A 14352-nucleotide genomic window follows, 5' to 3' on the forward strand; every position below is an offset into this window, starting at 1 on the left:
GTACCATAATGGTATAGGTAAAAACTGCCGGGGCGCTGCGCCCCGTGAAAGGTCCCTGCCGGGGGCGGGGAGAGAGGAAGGAAAAAGCATGCTGAAACTGGAGCGCCTTGCCTGGGCAGTGCCCGGCGGCGAGGATATCATCAAGGAAATCGACCTGGAGCTGGGCGACGGCAAGCTGATCGTGGTGACCGGGCCCAACGGCGGCGGCAAGACCACCCTTGCAAAGCTGATCGCCGGCGTGGAGACCGCCACCGGCGGCCGCATTTTGTTTGACGGGCAGGACATCACCAACATGGACGTGACCGAGCGGGCCCGGCAGGGCATTGCCTACGCGTTCCAGCAGCCGGTGCGGTTCAAGGGGCTTTCGGTGCGGGACCTGCTGGAGCTGGCGGCCGGAGGGCGGCTGGACGAGGCCGCCCTGTGCGGGCTGCTGGGCAAGGTGGGGCTGTGCGCCAACGAGTACATCGACCGGGAACTGAACGCCAGCCTTTCGGGCGGGGAGATCAAGCGGATCGAGATCGCCAGCGTGCTGGCCCGCGAGGCAAAGCTCTCGATTTTTGACGAGCCGGAGGCGGGCATTGACCTGTGGAGCTTTGCACGGCTGGTGGAGACTTTTGAGGAACTGCGGCGGAACGAGAGCGGCACCCTGCTGGTGATCAGCCACCAGGAGCGCATTCTTTCCATCGCCGACGAGATCGTGGTGATCGCCGAGGGCCGCGTGCGGGAGTACGGCCCCCGCGACGAGATCCTGCCCACCCTGCTGGCGGGCGAAAAAGCGGTGCGCTGCCCGCTGGAAAAGGAGGACGCCCGGGTATGAACCAGATTACAGACGAATTGCTGCGCATTATTTCCAGCTTTAAGGACGGCACCTTCCACGGCGCCTATAACATCCGGGAGGACGGCCAGTGCGCGGGCCGCCGGTCCAGCGAGAACATCCAGATCGACTCGAAGCAGGGCGCGCCGGGGCTGGAGATCCACATCAAGCCCGGCACCAAGGGCGAGACGGTGTACATTCCCGCCTGCGTGACCCACGCGGGCTTTGACGACCTTGTTTACAACGATTTCTTTGTGGGCGAGGGGGCCGACGTGATCATTGAGGCCGGGTGCGGCGTGCACAGTGAAGGCGAGGAGGAGGCCCGGCACAACGGCATCCACCGCTTTGTGCTGGAAAAGAACGCCCATGTGGTGTATAAGGAAAAGCACATTGCCAACGGCGCGGGCAGCGGCGCCAAAAAGATCGACCCGGTTACCGACGCAGAGCTGGCCGAAGGCGCGTGCCTGGAAATGGACACCGTGCAGCTGGGCGGCGTGACCACCACCACCCGCAAGACCCGGGCCGTGCTGCAAAAAAACGCCCGGCTGGTGGTGCGCGAGCGCATTATGACAAATGGCGACGAGTTTGCCCGCACTGATTTTGTGGTGCGGCTGGAGGGCGAGGGCAGCGCCGCCGACCTGGTGAGCCGCAGCGTGGCCCGGGGCAATTCCCGGCAGGAGTTCGCCTCGACCATCAAGGGGAACGCGCCCTGCACCGGCCACTCGGAGTGCGACGCCATTCTGGCCGAGAACGGCACCGTGCTGGCGCAGCCGGGCCTGGAGGCGAACCATGTGGACGCGGCCCTGATCCACGAGGCCGCCATTGGCAAGATCGCGGGCGAGCAGCTTTTGAAGCTGCGCACCCTGGGCTTGACCAGCCAGGAGGCCGAGGAAAAGATCATTCAGGGCTTCTTGAAATAAGGTTAACAGAACAGGAACAGCGGCGCTTTCATCTGAAAGCGCCGCTGTTTTTTGCTACGCCGCTCAAAAGTTCCAAATGCACCCGAATAAGTGCAAAAGAAAAATAAAAAAGATTAAAATAAGAAAGAGGTCAGAAAAAAGAACACAGAAAGACACCAGCAATGACACACCTTACTTTATAATAAAAACAAAGATTGTCCGGACGGGGGATGGAATATGGTCTATGATTTTGGTATCCGTCTGAAAGAGCTAAGGGAAAAAAGAGGGCTTTCCCAGGCGCAGGCCGCAAAACGGCTGGGAATTTCACGTTCGGCCATTGCCAATTATGAAAATGATTTATCTCAGCCCTCGGCCGACATGCTTAAGACATTGGCGGTGTTTTATCATACTTCGGTAGATTACTTGTTGGGATTAGAAGAACGAAAAATTGTGGCACTGGATACTCTTACCAAAGAAGAACAGGGAGCGATGAGTGCCATTTTAGATATTATTATGGACAAAAGGGACGGGCAATGAAATTTGTAGGACTCATTCGAGCAATAGACAGTTTGGGGCGGGTTACGATCCCAAAGGATCTACGCCGACAATTTCACTTAGAGAAATCGGCATTCCTGGAAGTTTGGATTGAGGAAGATTCGATCCGTATGAAAAAGTATATTTCTTGCTGCGCTTTTTGTGGAAGTACAGCTGCTTTAACACACTATAATGAAAGAGATGTCTGCAGCAAATGTATTAAAAAGCTTGTGCAGATAGAGACATTGGAAGAACAGAGTGATCAATAAACTGCACAGGGGCCCCCGGGATGTTCCCGGGGGCCCCTGTGCAGTTTGGAGAAAACGGATCAGGTTCCGCATGCCGCCCGATGGCTGACGGGGGGTATGCGGATGTAGTTAGCAGTAACTAACCTTGAGCATAGAATACCATGCCCGCGCGCATCTGTCAAGCGTTTTTAAAAGTTTTAAAATAAAATGCCGCCCAAACGGCGGCATTTTGGAAGCCGTTCAGGTGAGCGGGACCCCGGCCAGGGGAACCAGATACTCGGCTTTGTAGGCGGCAAGCTGGGCGTTGAAGGCGGGGTCCTCGCCTGCAAGCAGGCGGGCCTTGCGGGTGTGGGCGTCCAGGTCTTCGGCTTCGTCGCCGATGATGCGGGCCGCGATGTTGGAGCAGTGGTCCGAGATGCGCTCCAGATTGGTGAGCACGTCCAGGTACACGATGCCCGGCTCGATGCTGCACTCGCCGGCTTTCAGGCGGCCGATGTGCTTTTCGCGCACGATCTCGCACATGCGGTCCACCGTTTCCTCCAGCGGCTCCACCTTTTCGGCCTGGCTCAGGTCGGCGTTAAAAAACGCCGCGTTGCTGAGCGCCTGCACCCGCTCCACCGCGCCGAACAGCAGCGCGGATTCCTGCCGGGCCAGGGAAGAAAAGGTGAGCTCCTGATCGTGCAATTGCTGGGCGCACTCCATCAGATTGACCGTGTAATCGCCAATGCGCTCGTATTCGGTGGTGAATTTGAGCAGCTCGCTCACGGCGCGGCCCTCGCTTTCGGTCACCTCGTGGTCGCTGATCTTGATGAGATAGTCGCTGATGGCAACCTCCATCTTGTCCAGCAGTTCTTCCCGGTGGTTCACGTTGGCCGCTGTTTCAGAGTCGTACCGGTCGAACAGGCCGACCACCTTTACAAAGTTCGAGTGGGCGCGGCTTGCCATTTTTTCCACCGCGCTTTTGGCCTGCTGCAGCGCCACGGCCGGGCTTTGCAGCAGGCGTTCGTCCAGCACAGGCATGGAGAGATCCAGCTCTTCGCCGGGCTTGTCGCGCACGGTGAGCCGGGCAAGGCGCACCAGCAGGGCGGTAAAGGGGAAAAAGCACAGGGTGGCCAGCACGCTGGTGAGGGTGTTGATGTTGGCGATGCTGCCTTTATTGAGAACCGAGTTCCAGAAGGGCAGGCCGAACAGCCCCTGCCCCAGCTGGATCAGCGCCAGAAACACCACCGAACTGATCACGTTGAAATACAAGTGGATCACGGCGCTGCGCTTGGCGTTTTTGCTGGCCCCCATGGCCGCCACCAGGGGAGTGAAGGCGGTGCCGATGTGCGCGCCCAGAATGATGGGGATGGCATTGCCGAAGTTCACCACACCCGTGGTGGAGAGCGCCTGCAAAATGCCCACACTGGCCGAGGAGGACTGCACCGCCACCGTTACCGCCATGCCTGCCAGCACGCCCAGCGCCGGGTTTTGCAGGGTGGAGAACAGGTGCACGAAGGCTGGGCTCTCCCGCAGGGGGGCCACCGCGCCCTCCATGGCGAACATGCCGGTGAACAGGATGCCGAAGCCCAGCATGATCTGGCCGATGTTTCGCTTTTTGGGGCTTTTGAAAAATACGAACAGCACCGCCCCGATGAAGGCCACCACCGGGCTGAAGGTGCTGGGCTGGATGAGGGTGAGCAGCAGGCTGTCGCCCGAGATATCGGCCAGGCGGATGAGCTGGCCGGTGACTGTGGTGCCGATGTTGGCACCCATGATGACCCCCACGGCCTGGGTGAGGTCCAGGATGCCGCTGTTTACCAGGCCCACCACGATCACGATGGTGCCGCAGCTGCTTTGGATCACGCCGGTGATCAGGGTGCCCAGCAGCACCCCGCGCAGGGTGTTTGCGGTGAGCTTTTGCAGCACGGCCTGCATCTGGCCGCCCGCCAGCTTTTCCAGCCCCGACCCCATAATGGACATGCCGTACAAAAACAGCGCCACGCCGCCAGCAAGGTCGATCACGTCGAAAACGGACATTAAAACTGCCAGCCTCCCTGCGCCGGCGCCGGGGCGCCGCGTAAAGTTTGGGTAAATTTGTGTAAAATCGCCGTAAACACACACATTATACCATTGCGCCGGGGGCGAGGGCAAGCAAAATGAGCATAAAAACGCCCCCGAAGTTTCTTCTTCGGGGGCGGGGAAACGGGTTCAGGCCCCGGCGATGCCCAGGGGGGCCAGATATTTGCTTTTGGCGGCGGCAAGCCCTGCGTTGAACGCCGCATCCTGGCCGGCCAGCAGGCCCGCCTTGCGGGCGTGGGCGTCCAGATCATCGGCCTCCATGCCCACGATGCGGGCCGCCACGTTGGAACAGTGGTCCGAAACGCGCTCGGCGTTGGTGAGCAGGTCCAAAAACACGATGCCGCTCTCGATGCTGCACTCGCCGGCTTTCAGGCGGCCCAGGTGCCGTTCGCGCAGCGCGTCGCACATTTGATCCACCGCTTCTTCCAGCGGCTCCACCCGGGCGGCCAGGGCGGCGTCGTTCTGGCGGAACGCGCCGTCGGCCAGTTCCAGCGTTTCGCACACCGCGGCCCGCAGCAGCTCCAATTCCCGGCGGGCCTGTTTGGAAAAGGTGAGCTCCTGCTCTTTTGCCTGCCGGGCGCATTGCAGGATGTTGATGGAATAATCGCCGATGCGCTCGTATTCCGAGATGAACTTGAGCAGCTCGCTGACCTCGCGGCCCTCGGTCTCGCTGAGCTCCTGGTCGCTGATCTTAATAAGGTAAGAGGTGATGGAAACCTCCATCTTGTCCAGCAATTCTTCGCGGGTGTTGATGCTGACGGTGGTTTCCTCGTCGTATTTTTCAAGCTGCCCAAAAGCTTTGCCAAAGTTGGCGGCCGCGCGGGAGGCCATTTTTTCCACCGCATTTTTGGCCTGCTGCAGGGCCACGGCCGGGCTGTTGAACAGGCGTTCGTCCAGCACGGGCATGGAAAGGTCCTGCGCCTCGCCCGGGCGCGAGGGGATGGTGCGCTCGGCCAGCCAGGCCAGCACCCTGGTAAAGGGGATGAACAGCAGCGTGACCAGCACGTTGAACAGGGTGTGGAAGTTGGCGATGTCGCCCTTATTCATCACCTCGTTCCAGAAGGGAAACAGGCCGGCGGCTTTTAACCCGTAGACCGCGCCCAAAAACAACGTGGTGCCGATGATGTTGAAGTAAAGGTGCACAATGGCGCTGCGCTTGGCGGCGGTGGAAGCCCCGATCGAGGCCAGAAGCGGGGTGGAGCAGGTGCCGATGTTCTGCCCCAGGATAATGGGGATGGCGCTGCCCCAGGTGATGGCGCCCGTGGCCGAGAGCGCCTGCAGAATGCCGATGCTGGCCGAGGAGGACTGGATGGCCACCGTAACCAACGCACCCACCAAAACACCCAGCACGGGGTTTTGCAGGGTGGAAAAGAGCTGCAAAAACAGCGGGCTGTCCCGCAGGGGGGTCACAGCGCCCTCCATGGTGAACATGCCGGTGAACAGAATGCCGAAGCCCAGCATGATCTGGCCCACATTGCGCTTTTTGGGGCTTTTGAAAAACACGAACAGCACCGCCCCGATGAAGGCCACCACCGGGCTGAAGGTGCTGGGCTTGAGCAGGGTGAGCAGCCAGCCGGAGCCCGAGATATCCGAAAGGCGGATGAGCTGGCCGGTGACCGTGGTGCCGATGTTGGCGCCCATGATGATGCCGATGGCCTGGGTGAGGCTTAGAATGCCGCTGTTCACAAGACCCACCACGATCACGGTGGTGCCCGAAGAGGACTGGATGAGGCCGGTGATCACCGCGCCCAGCAGCACCGCCTTGGGCACCGAGCTGGTGAGCCGCTGTAAAATGGATTCCAGTTTGCCGCCCGCCAGCTTTTCGAGCCCTGTGCCCATAATGGTCATGCCGTACAAAAACAGCGCCAGGCCGCCCGCAAGGTTGAAGACGTTAAAAATGGTCAAAGCAATGTTCCCTCCTGTGTTGTGCCAAGGCTTAAACGTTTGCAAGGCAATCATACCATTTGGCCGCAGCACGGGCCAGCAGATGAAAACACATTTTACATACATTTTACCCAAAAAGCGGCTCCGGGCAGCCATTGGGATAAAAATACACAAAATCCACGCTGAAAACCGCAAAAAACAGGGAAAGGAAGCGCCCCTATTATTAAAGGTATAAAAGGGCGCAAAAAGCCCCGGCGCGTTCTGTGCGCCGGGGCAAAGAGCAAAAGCCGCTTACAGGGGGGCCACCGTGTAGCCGGCGGCCCGCAGGCCGTCGATCAGCCGGCCCAAAATTTCACTGTTCGTGGCCATGGGGTGCAGCAGATAGATCGCGCCCGGGTGGGCGGCGTCCAGCGCGTTTTGCAGGGCTTCGGCGGGATCGGGCTGGTTTTCGGGGTCCCAGTCCACCGTGGCGTAGCTCCAGAACACGCTGTACATGCCCTTGTTTGCCGCCAGGGCCAGAAGCTGCTCGCTGAACACCCCCTCGGGGAAGCGGAACACCGCCGGCCGCTGGCCGTACAGCTGCCCGAATTCATCGTTGAAGCCGGTGATCTCGGCGCGGGCCTCGCTGAGGGTGAGGGTGGTCATGTCCTTATGGGTGGCGGAATGGCTGCCCACGGTGTGCCCTTCGTCCAGCATGCGGCGCACGGTGTCCGGGTTATTGCGGGCATAGCTGCCCACCAGGAAAAAGGTGGCCTGGGCCTGCTTTTCGGCCAGTGTGTCCAGAATGGCGCCGGAAAAGCCCGTTTCGTAGCCAAAATCGAAGGTGAGGTAAACCGTGGGCTGGGCCTGTTCGGGCGCAAGGAACAGGCCGCCGTATTGAGCGTATTTTTCCTGGTAAGCCACCGACCCCACCGGCTGGTTCAGCTGGTTCACCTGCTTGCCCTGGCCCCAGGGAAGGCGCTCGGTGCTTAAAGCCTCCAGCTCAAAGGGGCCGAGGGCGGGGTAGCCCGGCCGGGCTGCGGCGGGCAGGGCGGTGGGTTCGGGCGTGGGCTGCGGAGTGGCAGAAACGGCGGGCACAGGGCTGGCGGTGGGCGCGGCGCTTATCACCGGCTGCGGCGCAGACGAAGCCCCCGGCCCCGCGCCCGGCAGCAGGGCAAAGCCCCCCACCGCCAGCGCCAGCAGGCACACCGCCAGCAAAATACCAAGCACGCCCCATTTTCGGTTCATTTGTTCAGTCTCCTTCCAACACGGTGACGGTGGCCTTGGCGGGCAGGCAGGCGGCCCAGTCGCCGTCTTTGCCCAGCCAGCCGTAGCCCTCGCACACATGGTCCGGGCAGGGGGAATCGACAAAGGCGATTTTGCCGCCCTTTACTTCCAGGTGGATGGTGTAATAGCCGGTGTCCAGGTCGTAGCGCTGGTCCCGGTCCAGCGGGATCTCCATGCGCTGGCCCGCGTCGCCGTAGGTGAGCACCGCCACCGCCCCGGCGGCGCGCCCGCGCAAAAACAGAAACAGCACGGCCGCCACCGCCAGCAGCACGGCGGCAAAGATCAGGTTGGCTTTCATGCCTTTTTTATCGTTCATGGGTGGGTCCCCCTTGCAAAACGTGTATTTTTTCCATTATAACAGAAAAAACGCCTGTGCACCATGGTTCCCAAGCCCCGCCCAGGGTGGTATAATAACCATATTATCAGCATTGCCAAACAGAAAAGGAGATAGACAGCCAATGTTTTTTGAAAAATACGGCCCCCTGGCCGACGCCTATGTGGCTGAGAATGAGCAGAACGTGATCGCCGCCATCAAGCGGCTGGTGGATGTGCCCAGCGTGGAGGGCGCGCCCGAGCCGGGCAAGCCCTTCGGCCCCGGCCCCGCCGCCGCCCTGGCCGAGGGCCTGGCCTTGGCAAAGGAGCTGGGCCTTGCCACCCACAACGCCGGCAACTACATTGGCTGGGCCGAGCTGCCCGGCACGGGCGATAAGCAGGTGGCCACCATCACCCACCTGGACGTGGTGCCCCAGGGCAACGGCTGGACCGCCGACCCCTTTGACATGCAGGTGAAGGACGGCTGGCTGATCGGACGCGGCGTGGCCGACGACAAGGGCCCCAGCGTGCTGTGCCTGTATGCCCTGAAATTTTTGAAGGACCATGCCGTGCCCCTGCGCCACAGTGTGCGCGCGCTGCTGGGCGCCAACGAGGAGACCGGCATGGCGGATGTGGACTATTACCTCAAAAACTTTGCCGCGCCGGACTTTTGTTTTTCGCCGGACGCCGAGTTCCCGGTGTGCCACGGCGAAAAGGGCGGGTTCAACGGCAGCCTGGTGAGCGGCGAGCTGCACGGAAACATTCTGGAATTTGAGGGCGGCGTGGCCCACAATGTGGTGCCGGACCGGGCGGCCTGCCTGGTAAAAGCGGATATCACGGCGCTGACCGGGCGCGAGGGCATCACCCTGGAGGCCGAAAACGGCGCGGTGCGCATTCGCGGCTGGGGCAAGGGCGGCCACGCGGCCATGCCGGCGGGCACGGTGAACGCCATTGGCCTGATCGTGGATTATTTGCTGGACAACCGCCTTTGCACCCCGGAAGAAGAGGCGTACCTGAAGGTGCTGCAAAAGCTGCACCACGCCACCGACGGCAGCGGGATGGGCATTGCCGCAAGCGACCAGGTGTTCGACCCGCTGACCATCATTGGCGGCATGATTAAATTTGAGGGCGGCTGCCTTTGGCAGGACCTGGACTGCCGCTACCCCACCGCCATTACCGGCGCCGAGATCGAGCGGCGGCTGAACGAGGCGTGCGCGGGCGCGGCCACGGTGCGCGAAGCCCGCTGGAGCGAGCCGTTCTACATTGAGGCAGGCGACCCGGCCATTCAGGCCTTGCTGGACACCTACAACCAGGTGACCGGCGAACACGGCAAGCCCTTCACCATGGGCGGCGGCACCTACGCCCGGCACTTCCCCCGGGCGGTGAGCTTTGGCCCCGAGCGGGCGGACCTGGCCCTGCCGGAGTTTGCGGGCCCCATGCACGGCGCCAACGAGGGCGCGAACATTGCCCACCTGATGCAGGCGCTGAAGATTTACATTCTGGCGCTGCTGCGCCTGCAGGACCTGGAGCTGTGAGCCGAGAAGTGCAAAAAATCCAGCGGGCCGCCCAGTGGGGGCGGCCCGCACTTTTTTACGCGTTTTATGTGGGAGATTTGTGGGTTTTGCGTACAATTTGTCAGATATGGGAATCGATTGACAATAAAACGACCGGTGTGCTATTGTAAAATAAAGCTTTTTCGGCGGTAAAAAATGGAGTGGAAATCAACTTTTGGAGGATATCGATGCGGTTTGCGGTGTGCGACGATCAGCAAAAATTTGTAGACCGGACCCTGGAGGAATTGCGGCGCTATGTGACCCACAGGGGCGAAACATTTGAGGGCGAGGGATTTACAGACCCCGAGCAGTTTGCAGCGCGGTGTTGGCAGGAGCTGTTTGACGCCATTGTGTTGGATGTGGAGATGCCGAAAAAAAACGGAATTAAAACTGCGCAGGAGATCCACGCGGCCCAGCCCAAGACACCCATTATTTTTATGACTTCGTTTTTACAGTATGGCCCTGAAAGCTTGAAGGTGAACGCTTTCCGGTATGTGCTGAAACAAAATTTCGAGGTGGATTTCCCTGATGCGTTGGACGCCCTGTGGGAAATGAAATTTCCACGCCGGGATACCCTGTGCCTGGACGTGAAAAGCGAGCGACAAGAATTTGAACTGGGAAAAATCCTTAGTATCGAGATACAGGCACATATTTTAATATTGTGGCTCGAGGGCGAGCAGCAGCCTGTGTTTGCAAAAGGGCCTACGCTTAAGAAGCTGGCAAAAGAACTGGAAACAAAGGGGTTCGTGCGCCCGCACAACAGTTTTTTGATCAATATGGCGCATATCAGCCATGTTGAAAAGGATCGGTTTGTTTTGGATAATGGCCAGATCATCCAGGGCAGCCAGCGGTACTATGTGGAAGCCAGGCGGCGCTATGTGCTGTGGAAGGGGGAACGGCTGTGAGCGATTTTTACAGCGCGCTGATCAGTATTGGGATCATGCTGGCCGAAAATTGGGCCCTGGTAATGATGTATGACGCTTTTGCCCTGCGCCGATATACCGGCTGGAAATTTTGGGGTGCCGTTATGGCTGTAACGGTATTCAACGCCTTTCTTCTGAATTTCCAGGATTACGAAAACTATGTAAAAACAATTTATATCATTTGTGTCTGGTTTATCTGCGCCCGAATTTTGTATACAGGCCGCTGGTTTGTGCTGATGTTTGCAGTGGTTATGGGCATTGTGCTGTTACAGGCAGTGGACAATGCTGTTTTTATGGGCGGCTCGGTGCTCACCGGCGTGCCTGTGACCAATCTGCTAGAAGGTTATGCTTCCTTCATGATCTTGGCAACGTTAAGCAAAACATTGGAAATTTTGTTGGCTTATATTTTTAAGCGCCAGTTTGGAAAACGATTGGGCTACCCGCAAAAGGACTGGCGCTCCTGGCTGCAAACGCTGCCCCTGCCCCTGATCACCTGCGGCTTTATGGCGGCGGCTACAGGGCTTTCGCAAAAGTATCCTCAGAGCGCTTCCGCGCTTTTGGGGTGCTCGGCGGCGTTATTGCTTGCCAGCATTTTGCAGGTGTCCATCGTGGAGCAACTGGACAAGCAGCGTGCCGTGCAGCAGGAACAGCAACGGCTGCGACAAAATCAAGAATTACAGCAAGAGCGCATCCAAGCACTGCGCACGGCCTATGAAGACCAGCGCCGCCTGACCCACGATTTCCAAAACGACCTGCTGCTTTTGCTGGGGCTGCTGCGCCGTGGTGAAACCGCCGAGGCCATGGAAATGTTGGAAGGGCTGCAAGGCCAGTTGCTGCATGCCGCTCAAGTGGTAGACACCCAGAACCCTTTGTTGGACGCTATCCTGAACCTAAAATACACGGCGGCCCGCGAGTGCGGCGTTACGCTGCAATTCGATTTGCAAAACCCCATGGCCTTTCAGATGGAACCGCAGGACGCCGCGGTGGTACTGGGCAACCTGCTGGACAACGCCATTGAAGCGGCCCGGCAGGCACCCAGCCCCAAAAAGGTGGTTTTTAAGCTGCATGTAGAGCCAGGAGAAGCAGTGCTGGCTGTAAAGAACACGGTGGCCGCACCGGTGGAGCTGGTGGACGGCTGGGTGCGGGGAAGCACCAAAGCGGACGGCCTGGCGCACGGCTACGGCCTGCGAAACGTGCGGGACATTTTGCGGCGCTGCGGAGGCGAAATCAGCCTTTCCTGTAAGGACGGGTGGTTCACTGCGGCGGCGATTTTGCCGCAAAAACCATCACTTATGCCGAAACACTCATCACTTATGTCAAATTGCTGAAAAACAAGAAAAAAGATGTTATCCTGTTTTTAGAAAGCGAGGGGTGCCGAATGCACGCCTTGGCAAACGGGATCACATCTTTTTTTATTGAACGCGGCTTGCTGGACGAAGAGCACCGCCCCTGGTACGTGTATGCGCTGGAAAGCAAGCTGGGGCAAAGCGCCACAGTCCTTTTTACCCTGGCGGCGGGCTGGTTGTTGGGGCGGCCCCTGCAGCCCCTGCTGGTGCTGCTGGCGGCCATGTTCCTGCGCCAGCGGGCGGGCGGCTGGCACGCCCCCACCGCCTGGCTGTGCCAAATATTATCGGTGGGGCTGGCGGTGTTGGGCAGCTTAGCCGCGGCTTGGTGCGCCGCGCACCAGCCCTGGCTTTGGCTGGGGGGGCTGCTGGCGGCTTCGGGGTTGGCGGTGTGGCTGCTGGCCCCGGCCGAGCACCCAAACCTGCCCCAGACCCCCGCCGAGCTTGCGGCGAACCGGCAGCTCGCCCGCAGGCGGCTGGCATTTGCGATGATTGCCGCCGCGCTGCTGCAAGCGCTGTTCCCCTTCAGACCCTATAGCCTGTGCGCTGCAGCCGGCATTTTTTTGGCGGCTGTGGGCGTGCTGGCCCAAACAATACAGCAGGAGGTAATGGAACATGGAAAACTTTAAGGAAAAAGCAACTGTGGCTGCGGCGAACTGGGTGCGCAAGCTCGGGCTGGTGGCAATGGACAAATGGCCGCCCGATTGTTGGGGGCCGTATTATCAGCCCCAGCGGCCCGCGCGCCCGGAGGGCGGGCAGGCCGAACCCCAGGCCGGCAAAAAGGCGCGGCTGTAAAACAGGGGGCAAAGAAATATTTTGAAGCGATGGTGTTATTGGCTTCCACCGGCAGTGGCGGGCGGTGCGCTGCTGCTTTGCAGCGCACCCTTGGGATTAGGGACCGCAGCCCTTCTGCCTGCGGTCCCCGATGAGGTCTATCTGGCACTGTTGAAAAGCTGCGTCGGCTCGTTCCAGTTGCTGGGCGTGGTGCTGCTGCTTGCAGCGGCTTTGAACTATGCGACACGCAACAGCGACGGCAGCAGGACCGTGGTGATGGTGAAACGGTAGGTTCTTGCAGGTTCTTTTGGCTCGCCCGGGGGCCAGCGTACGGGGCACCCCGGAAAAGGATACACAAACGTTTATAGGAGGTAAAAGCAATGAAACACAAGATGAGCAAAAAAGTGCTGTGCCTTTGCATGGTGGCGGTGCTGGCCATCGGCTTGGCGATTCCGACGTTCGCAGGAACGGCACACAGTGCGCTAAACGGGACTGTCAAACATTATCGGGCCGTAAGCTCGAATGGGACCACTGGCTTTTTGAACCTTTATCCTTCAAACGGAGTGGTGAAAAATGGTACTCCGCTTAAGTCGTGGACGTACTCGACTTCCTCTGATCAGTATTTTAAAGTTGACGTTTTATCTAGTGGGCATGCTTTTTTGCGGGTTCAAACTGCACCTACCTCGGGTGCGGGAGGACAATATTCTTTGTTGTTGAACCGTTCTACAAATGGCAATGCCATTGTATGGGATGAAGCAACAGGAGCACGTGATTCCGCGCTTCAAATTGACTACTACAGCTCGGCTTCCACCGTATTATTTAATTTGAGCCATTATGCAGGGCAGCGCTTGCAGTGCCCCGCAAGTGGAAGTGTTCCCAACGGTACCCAGTTCATTTTTACGACTGCTACTGGTGATCAAACGGGATGGGTCTTCTGATTGGTATCGGAAGAAGTGGTGCCCTAATTTAGGGCACCACTTCTTCCATGTATGAAATTACTGGAGGGAAAGCATGAAAAAAGTTTATTTCACATTAAGCTGTGTTTTTCTTTTGAGCGTGTTTGCGGGCTGCTCTAAAATGGGCGATGCAGGCACAAACGCAGGGAAGGGTGACCCGGCCCCCCAGAGGGAACTGCACCTGAAGATGCTTGCGGATAACGTGGGGTATTTGGGGGCCGGAGCAGAAACCGAGCAGGGATATTATTATATTGTTACCAGCGAAGACATGACCCATTCTAATATCCGGTTCATCGACAAGCAGACAAAAGAAGACGTGTTCCTTTGCAGCAACCCAGGTTGCGAGCACAACGCGGATTCCTGTACCAGTTACATCTCCCTTGCAAACAGCTATTCGCCGGAGCTTGTGTGCCTGGAGGATAAGCTAGTATTGTTCTTCCCGGGCATAAATGGGGAAGATGTTCAGATCAAACCGCACATCGATGTGCTGAATTTGGATGGCACGGACCGCAAGACCTGCTGTACATTTGAAGCCAACCAGGAATACAGCGACGGGGTGGCAGGGCAAGGCGGCGAGCTGTACTTGCTGGTAAGCACTTATACGGAAGAGGGCTCGAAAACCGAGCTTGTCAGAATAGATGTTCAAGAGGGGAAAACCCAAGGAATCGCGGAAGTTGAACCGCCGTGTTTTTTGCTGGGCGCCTACGAGAATTTTGTGGTACTTAAATCATTGGGGAATTCGGTTTTTTCCGAAGGGTTTGATCCGGCGGTGATCCCGAACGGGG

15 protein-coding genes are annotated in these 14352 nt (G+C 58.9%); 11 read left to right on the plus strand and 4 right to left on the minus strand.

Going from position 1 to position 14352, the window contains the following annotated elements; all coding sequences use genetic code 11:
• Positions 1-88 precede the first annotated feature (88 nt).
• The 3 genes from ACMLHZ_RS06130 to ACMLHZ_RS06140 all read left to right on the plus strand — a co-directional run bounded on the left by ACMLHZ_RS06130 (position 89) and on the right by ACMLHZ_RS06140 (position 2250).
• Positions 89-817, plus strand: coding sequence for an ABC transporter ATP-binding protein (locus ACMLHZ_RS06130; protein WP_418666889.1), 729 nt, complete (start codon positions 89-91; stop codon positions 815-817).
• Positions 814-1734 (plus strand): SufB/SufD family protein, encoded by a 921-nt coding sequence (locus ACMLHZ_RS06135; protein WP_418666890.1) that lies wholly within the window; start codon positions 814-816, stop codon positions 1732-1734. Before ACMLHZ_RS06130 ends, ACMLHZ_RS06135 begins: the two co-directional genes overlap by 4 nt.
• Before the next feature lie 216 nt (positions 1735-1950).
• The gene (locus ACMLHZ_RS06140) at positions 1951-2250 is read left to right on the plus strand and encodes a helix-turn-helix domain-containing protein (protein WP_418666891.1); all 300 of its coding nucleotides are present in this window, start codon (positions 1951-1953) and stop codon (positions 2248-2250) included.
• Between the two features lie 485 nt (positions 2251-2735).
• On the opposite strand, the gene ACMLHZ_RS06145 is transcribed toward ACMLHZ_RS06140, so the two are convergent.
• From ACMLHZ_RS06145 to ACMLHZ_RS06160, 4 genes are all read right to left on the minus strand, one after another.
• Entirely contained in the window at positions 2736-4514 is a 1779-nt protein-coding gene (locus tag ACMLHZ_RS06145) for a Na/Pi cotransporter family protein (RefSeq protein ID WP_418666892.1), read from the minus strand.
• A gap of 171 nt (positions 4515-4685) precedes the next feature.
• Complete coding sequence (locus ACMLHZ_RS06150; RefSeq protein WP_418666893.1) at positions 4686-6461, minus strand: Na/Pi cotransporter family protein; 1776 nt, start codon at positions 6459-6461, stop codon at positions 4686-4688.
• 270 nt (positions 6462-6731) lie between these two features.
• Entirely contained in the window at positions 6732-7667 is a 936-nt protein-coding gene (locus tag ACMLHZ_RS06155; RefSeq protein ID WP_418666894.1) for a polysaccharide deacetylase family protein, read from the minus strand.
• A gap of 4 nt (positions 7668-7671) precedes the next feature.
• On the minus strand, positions 7672-8022 hold the full coding sequence (locus tag ACMLHZ_RS06160; protein WP_418666895.1) for a NusG domain II-containing protein: 351 nt from the start codon (positions 8020-8022) through the stop codon (positions 7672-7674).
• Between the two features lie 142 nt (positions 8023-8164).
• On the opposite strand from ACMLHZ_RS06160, the gene ACMLHZ_RS06165 reads away from it, so the two are divergent.
• The 8 genes from ACMLHZ_RS06165 to ACMLHZ_RS06200 all read left to right on the plus strand — a co-directional run.
• The gene (locus ACMLHZ_RS06165) at positions 8165-9553 is read left to right on the plus strand and encodes a Sapep family Mn(2+)-dependent dipeptidase (RefSeq protein ID WP_418666896.1); all 1389 of its coding nucleotides are present in this window, start codon (positions 8165-8167) and stop codon (positions 9551-9553) included.
• Between the two features lie 206 nt (positions 9554-9759).
• Entirely contained in the window at positions 9760-10476 is a 717-nt protein-coding gene (locus ACMLHZ_RS06170) for a LytR/AlgR family response regulator transcription factor (protein ID WP_418666897.1), read from the plus strand.
• Positions 10473-11822: a sensor histidine kinase gene (locus ACMLHZ_RS06175; RefSeq protein WP_418666898.1), complete on the plus strand. Its 1350-nt coding sequence runs from the start codon at positions 10473-10475 to the stop codon at positions 11820-11822. Before ACMLHZ_RS06170 ends, ACMLHZ_RS06175 begins: the two co-directional genes overlap by 4 nt.
• A 50-nt stretch (positions 11823-11872) precedes the next feature.
• A complete protein-coding gene (locus ACMLHZ_RS06180) occupies positions 11873-12466 on the plus strand; it encodes an accessory gene regulator ArgB-like protein (protein ID WP_418666899.1) in 594 nt (197 codons plus the stop codon).
• Positions 12453-12632 carry a hypothetical protein gene (locus ACMLHZ_RS06185; RefSeq protein WP_418666900.1) on the plus strand — a complete coding sequence of 60 codons (180 nt, stop codon included), beginning with the start codon at positions 12453-12455 and terminating at the stop codon, positions 12630-12632. Before ACMLHZ_RS06180 ends, ACMLHZ_RS06185 begins: the two co-directional genes overlap by 14 nt.
• Before the next feature lie 21 nt (positions 12633-12653).
• The gene (locus ACMLHZ_RS06190; RefSeq protein WP_418666901.1) at positions 12654-12902 is read left to right on the plus strand and encodes a hypothetical protein; all 249 of its coding nucleotides are present in this window, start codon (positions 12654-12656) and stop codon (positions 12900-12902) included.
• 89 nt (positions 12903-12991) lie between these two features.
• The gene (locus ACMLHZ_RS06195) at positions 12992-13549 is read left to right on the plus strand and encodes a hypothetical protein (protein ID WP_418666902.1); all 558 of its coding nucleotides are present in this window, start codon (positions 12992-12994) and stop codon (positions 13547-13549) included.
• 73 nt (positions 13550-13622) lie between these two features.
• A partial coding sequence (locus ACMLHZ_RS06200) for a hypothetical protein (RefSeq protein ID WP_418666903.1) occupies positions 13623-14352 on the plus strand: 730 nt, incomplete at its 3' end.

The organism is Allofournierella sp. (assembly GCF_048388525.1).
Lineage (GTDB): Bacteria > Bacillota > Clostridia > Oscillospirales > Ruminococcaceae > BQOK01.

Excerpts from the sequence above, each read along its gene's own strand:
- ACMLHZ_RS06135 (WP_418666890.1), top strand. The coding sequence starts at position 814 with ATGAACCAGATTACAGACGAATTGCTGCGCATTATTTCCAGCTTTAAG.
- ACMLHZ_RS06195 (WP_418666902.1), top strand. The coding sequence starts at position 12,992 with ATGAAACACAAGATGAGCAAAAAAGTGCTGTGCCTTTGCATGGTGGCG.
- ACMLHZ_RS06185 (WP_418666900.1), top strand. The coding sequence starts at position 12,453 with ATGGAAAACTTTAAGGAAAAAGCAACTGTGGCTGCGGCGAACTGGGTG.
- ACMLHZ_RS06145 (WP_418666892.1), bottom strand. The coding sequence starts at position 4,514 with ATGTCCGTTTTCGACGTGATCGACCTTGCTGGCGGCGTGGCGCTGTTT.
- ACMLHZ_RS06155 (WP_418666894.1), bottom strand. The coding sequence starts at position 7,667 with ATGAACCGAAAATGGGGCGTGCTTGGTATTTTGCTGGCGGTGTGCCTG.
- ACMLHZ_RS06170 (WP_418666897.1), top strand. The coding sequence starts at position 9,760 with ATGCGGTTTGCGGTGTGCGACGATCAGCAAAAATTTGTAGACCGGACC.
- ACMLHZ_RS06130 (WP_418666889.1), top strand. The coding sequence starts at position 89 with ATGCTGAAACTGGAGCGCCTTGCCTGGGCAGTGCCCGGCGGCGAGGAT.
- ACMLHZ_RS06180 (WP_418666899.1), top strand. The coding sequence starts at position 11,873 with ATGCACGCCTTGGCAAACGGGATCACATCTTTTTTTATTGAACGCGGC.
- ACMLHZ_RS06165 (WP_418666896.1), top strand. The coding sequence starts at position 8,165 with ATGTTTTTTGAAAAATACGGCCCCCTGGCCGACGCCTATGTGGCTGAG.
- ACMLHZ_RS06160 (WP_418666895.1), bottom strand. The coding sequence starts at position 8,022 with ATGAACGATAAAAAAGGCATGAAAGCCAACCTGATCTTTGCCGCCGTG.
- ACMLHZ_RS06140 (WP_418666891.1), top strand. The coding sequence starts at position 1,951 with ATGGTCTATGATTTTGGTATCCGTCTGAAAGAGCTAAGGGAAAAAAGA.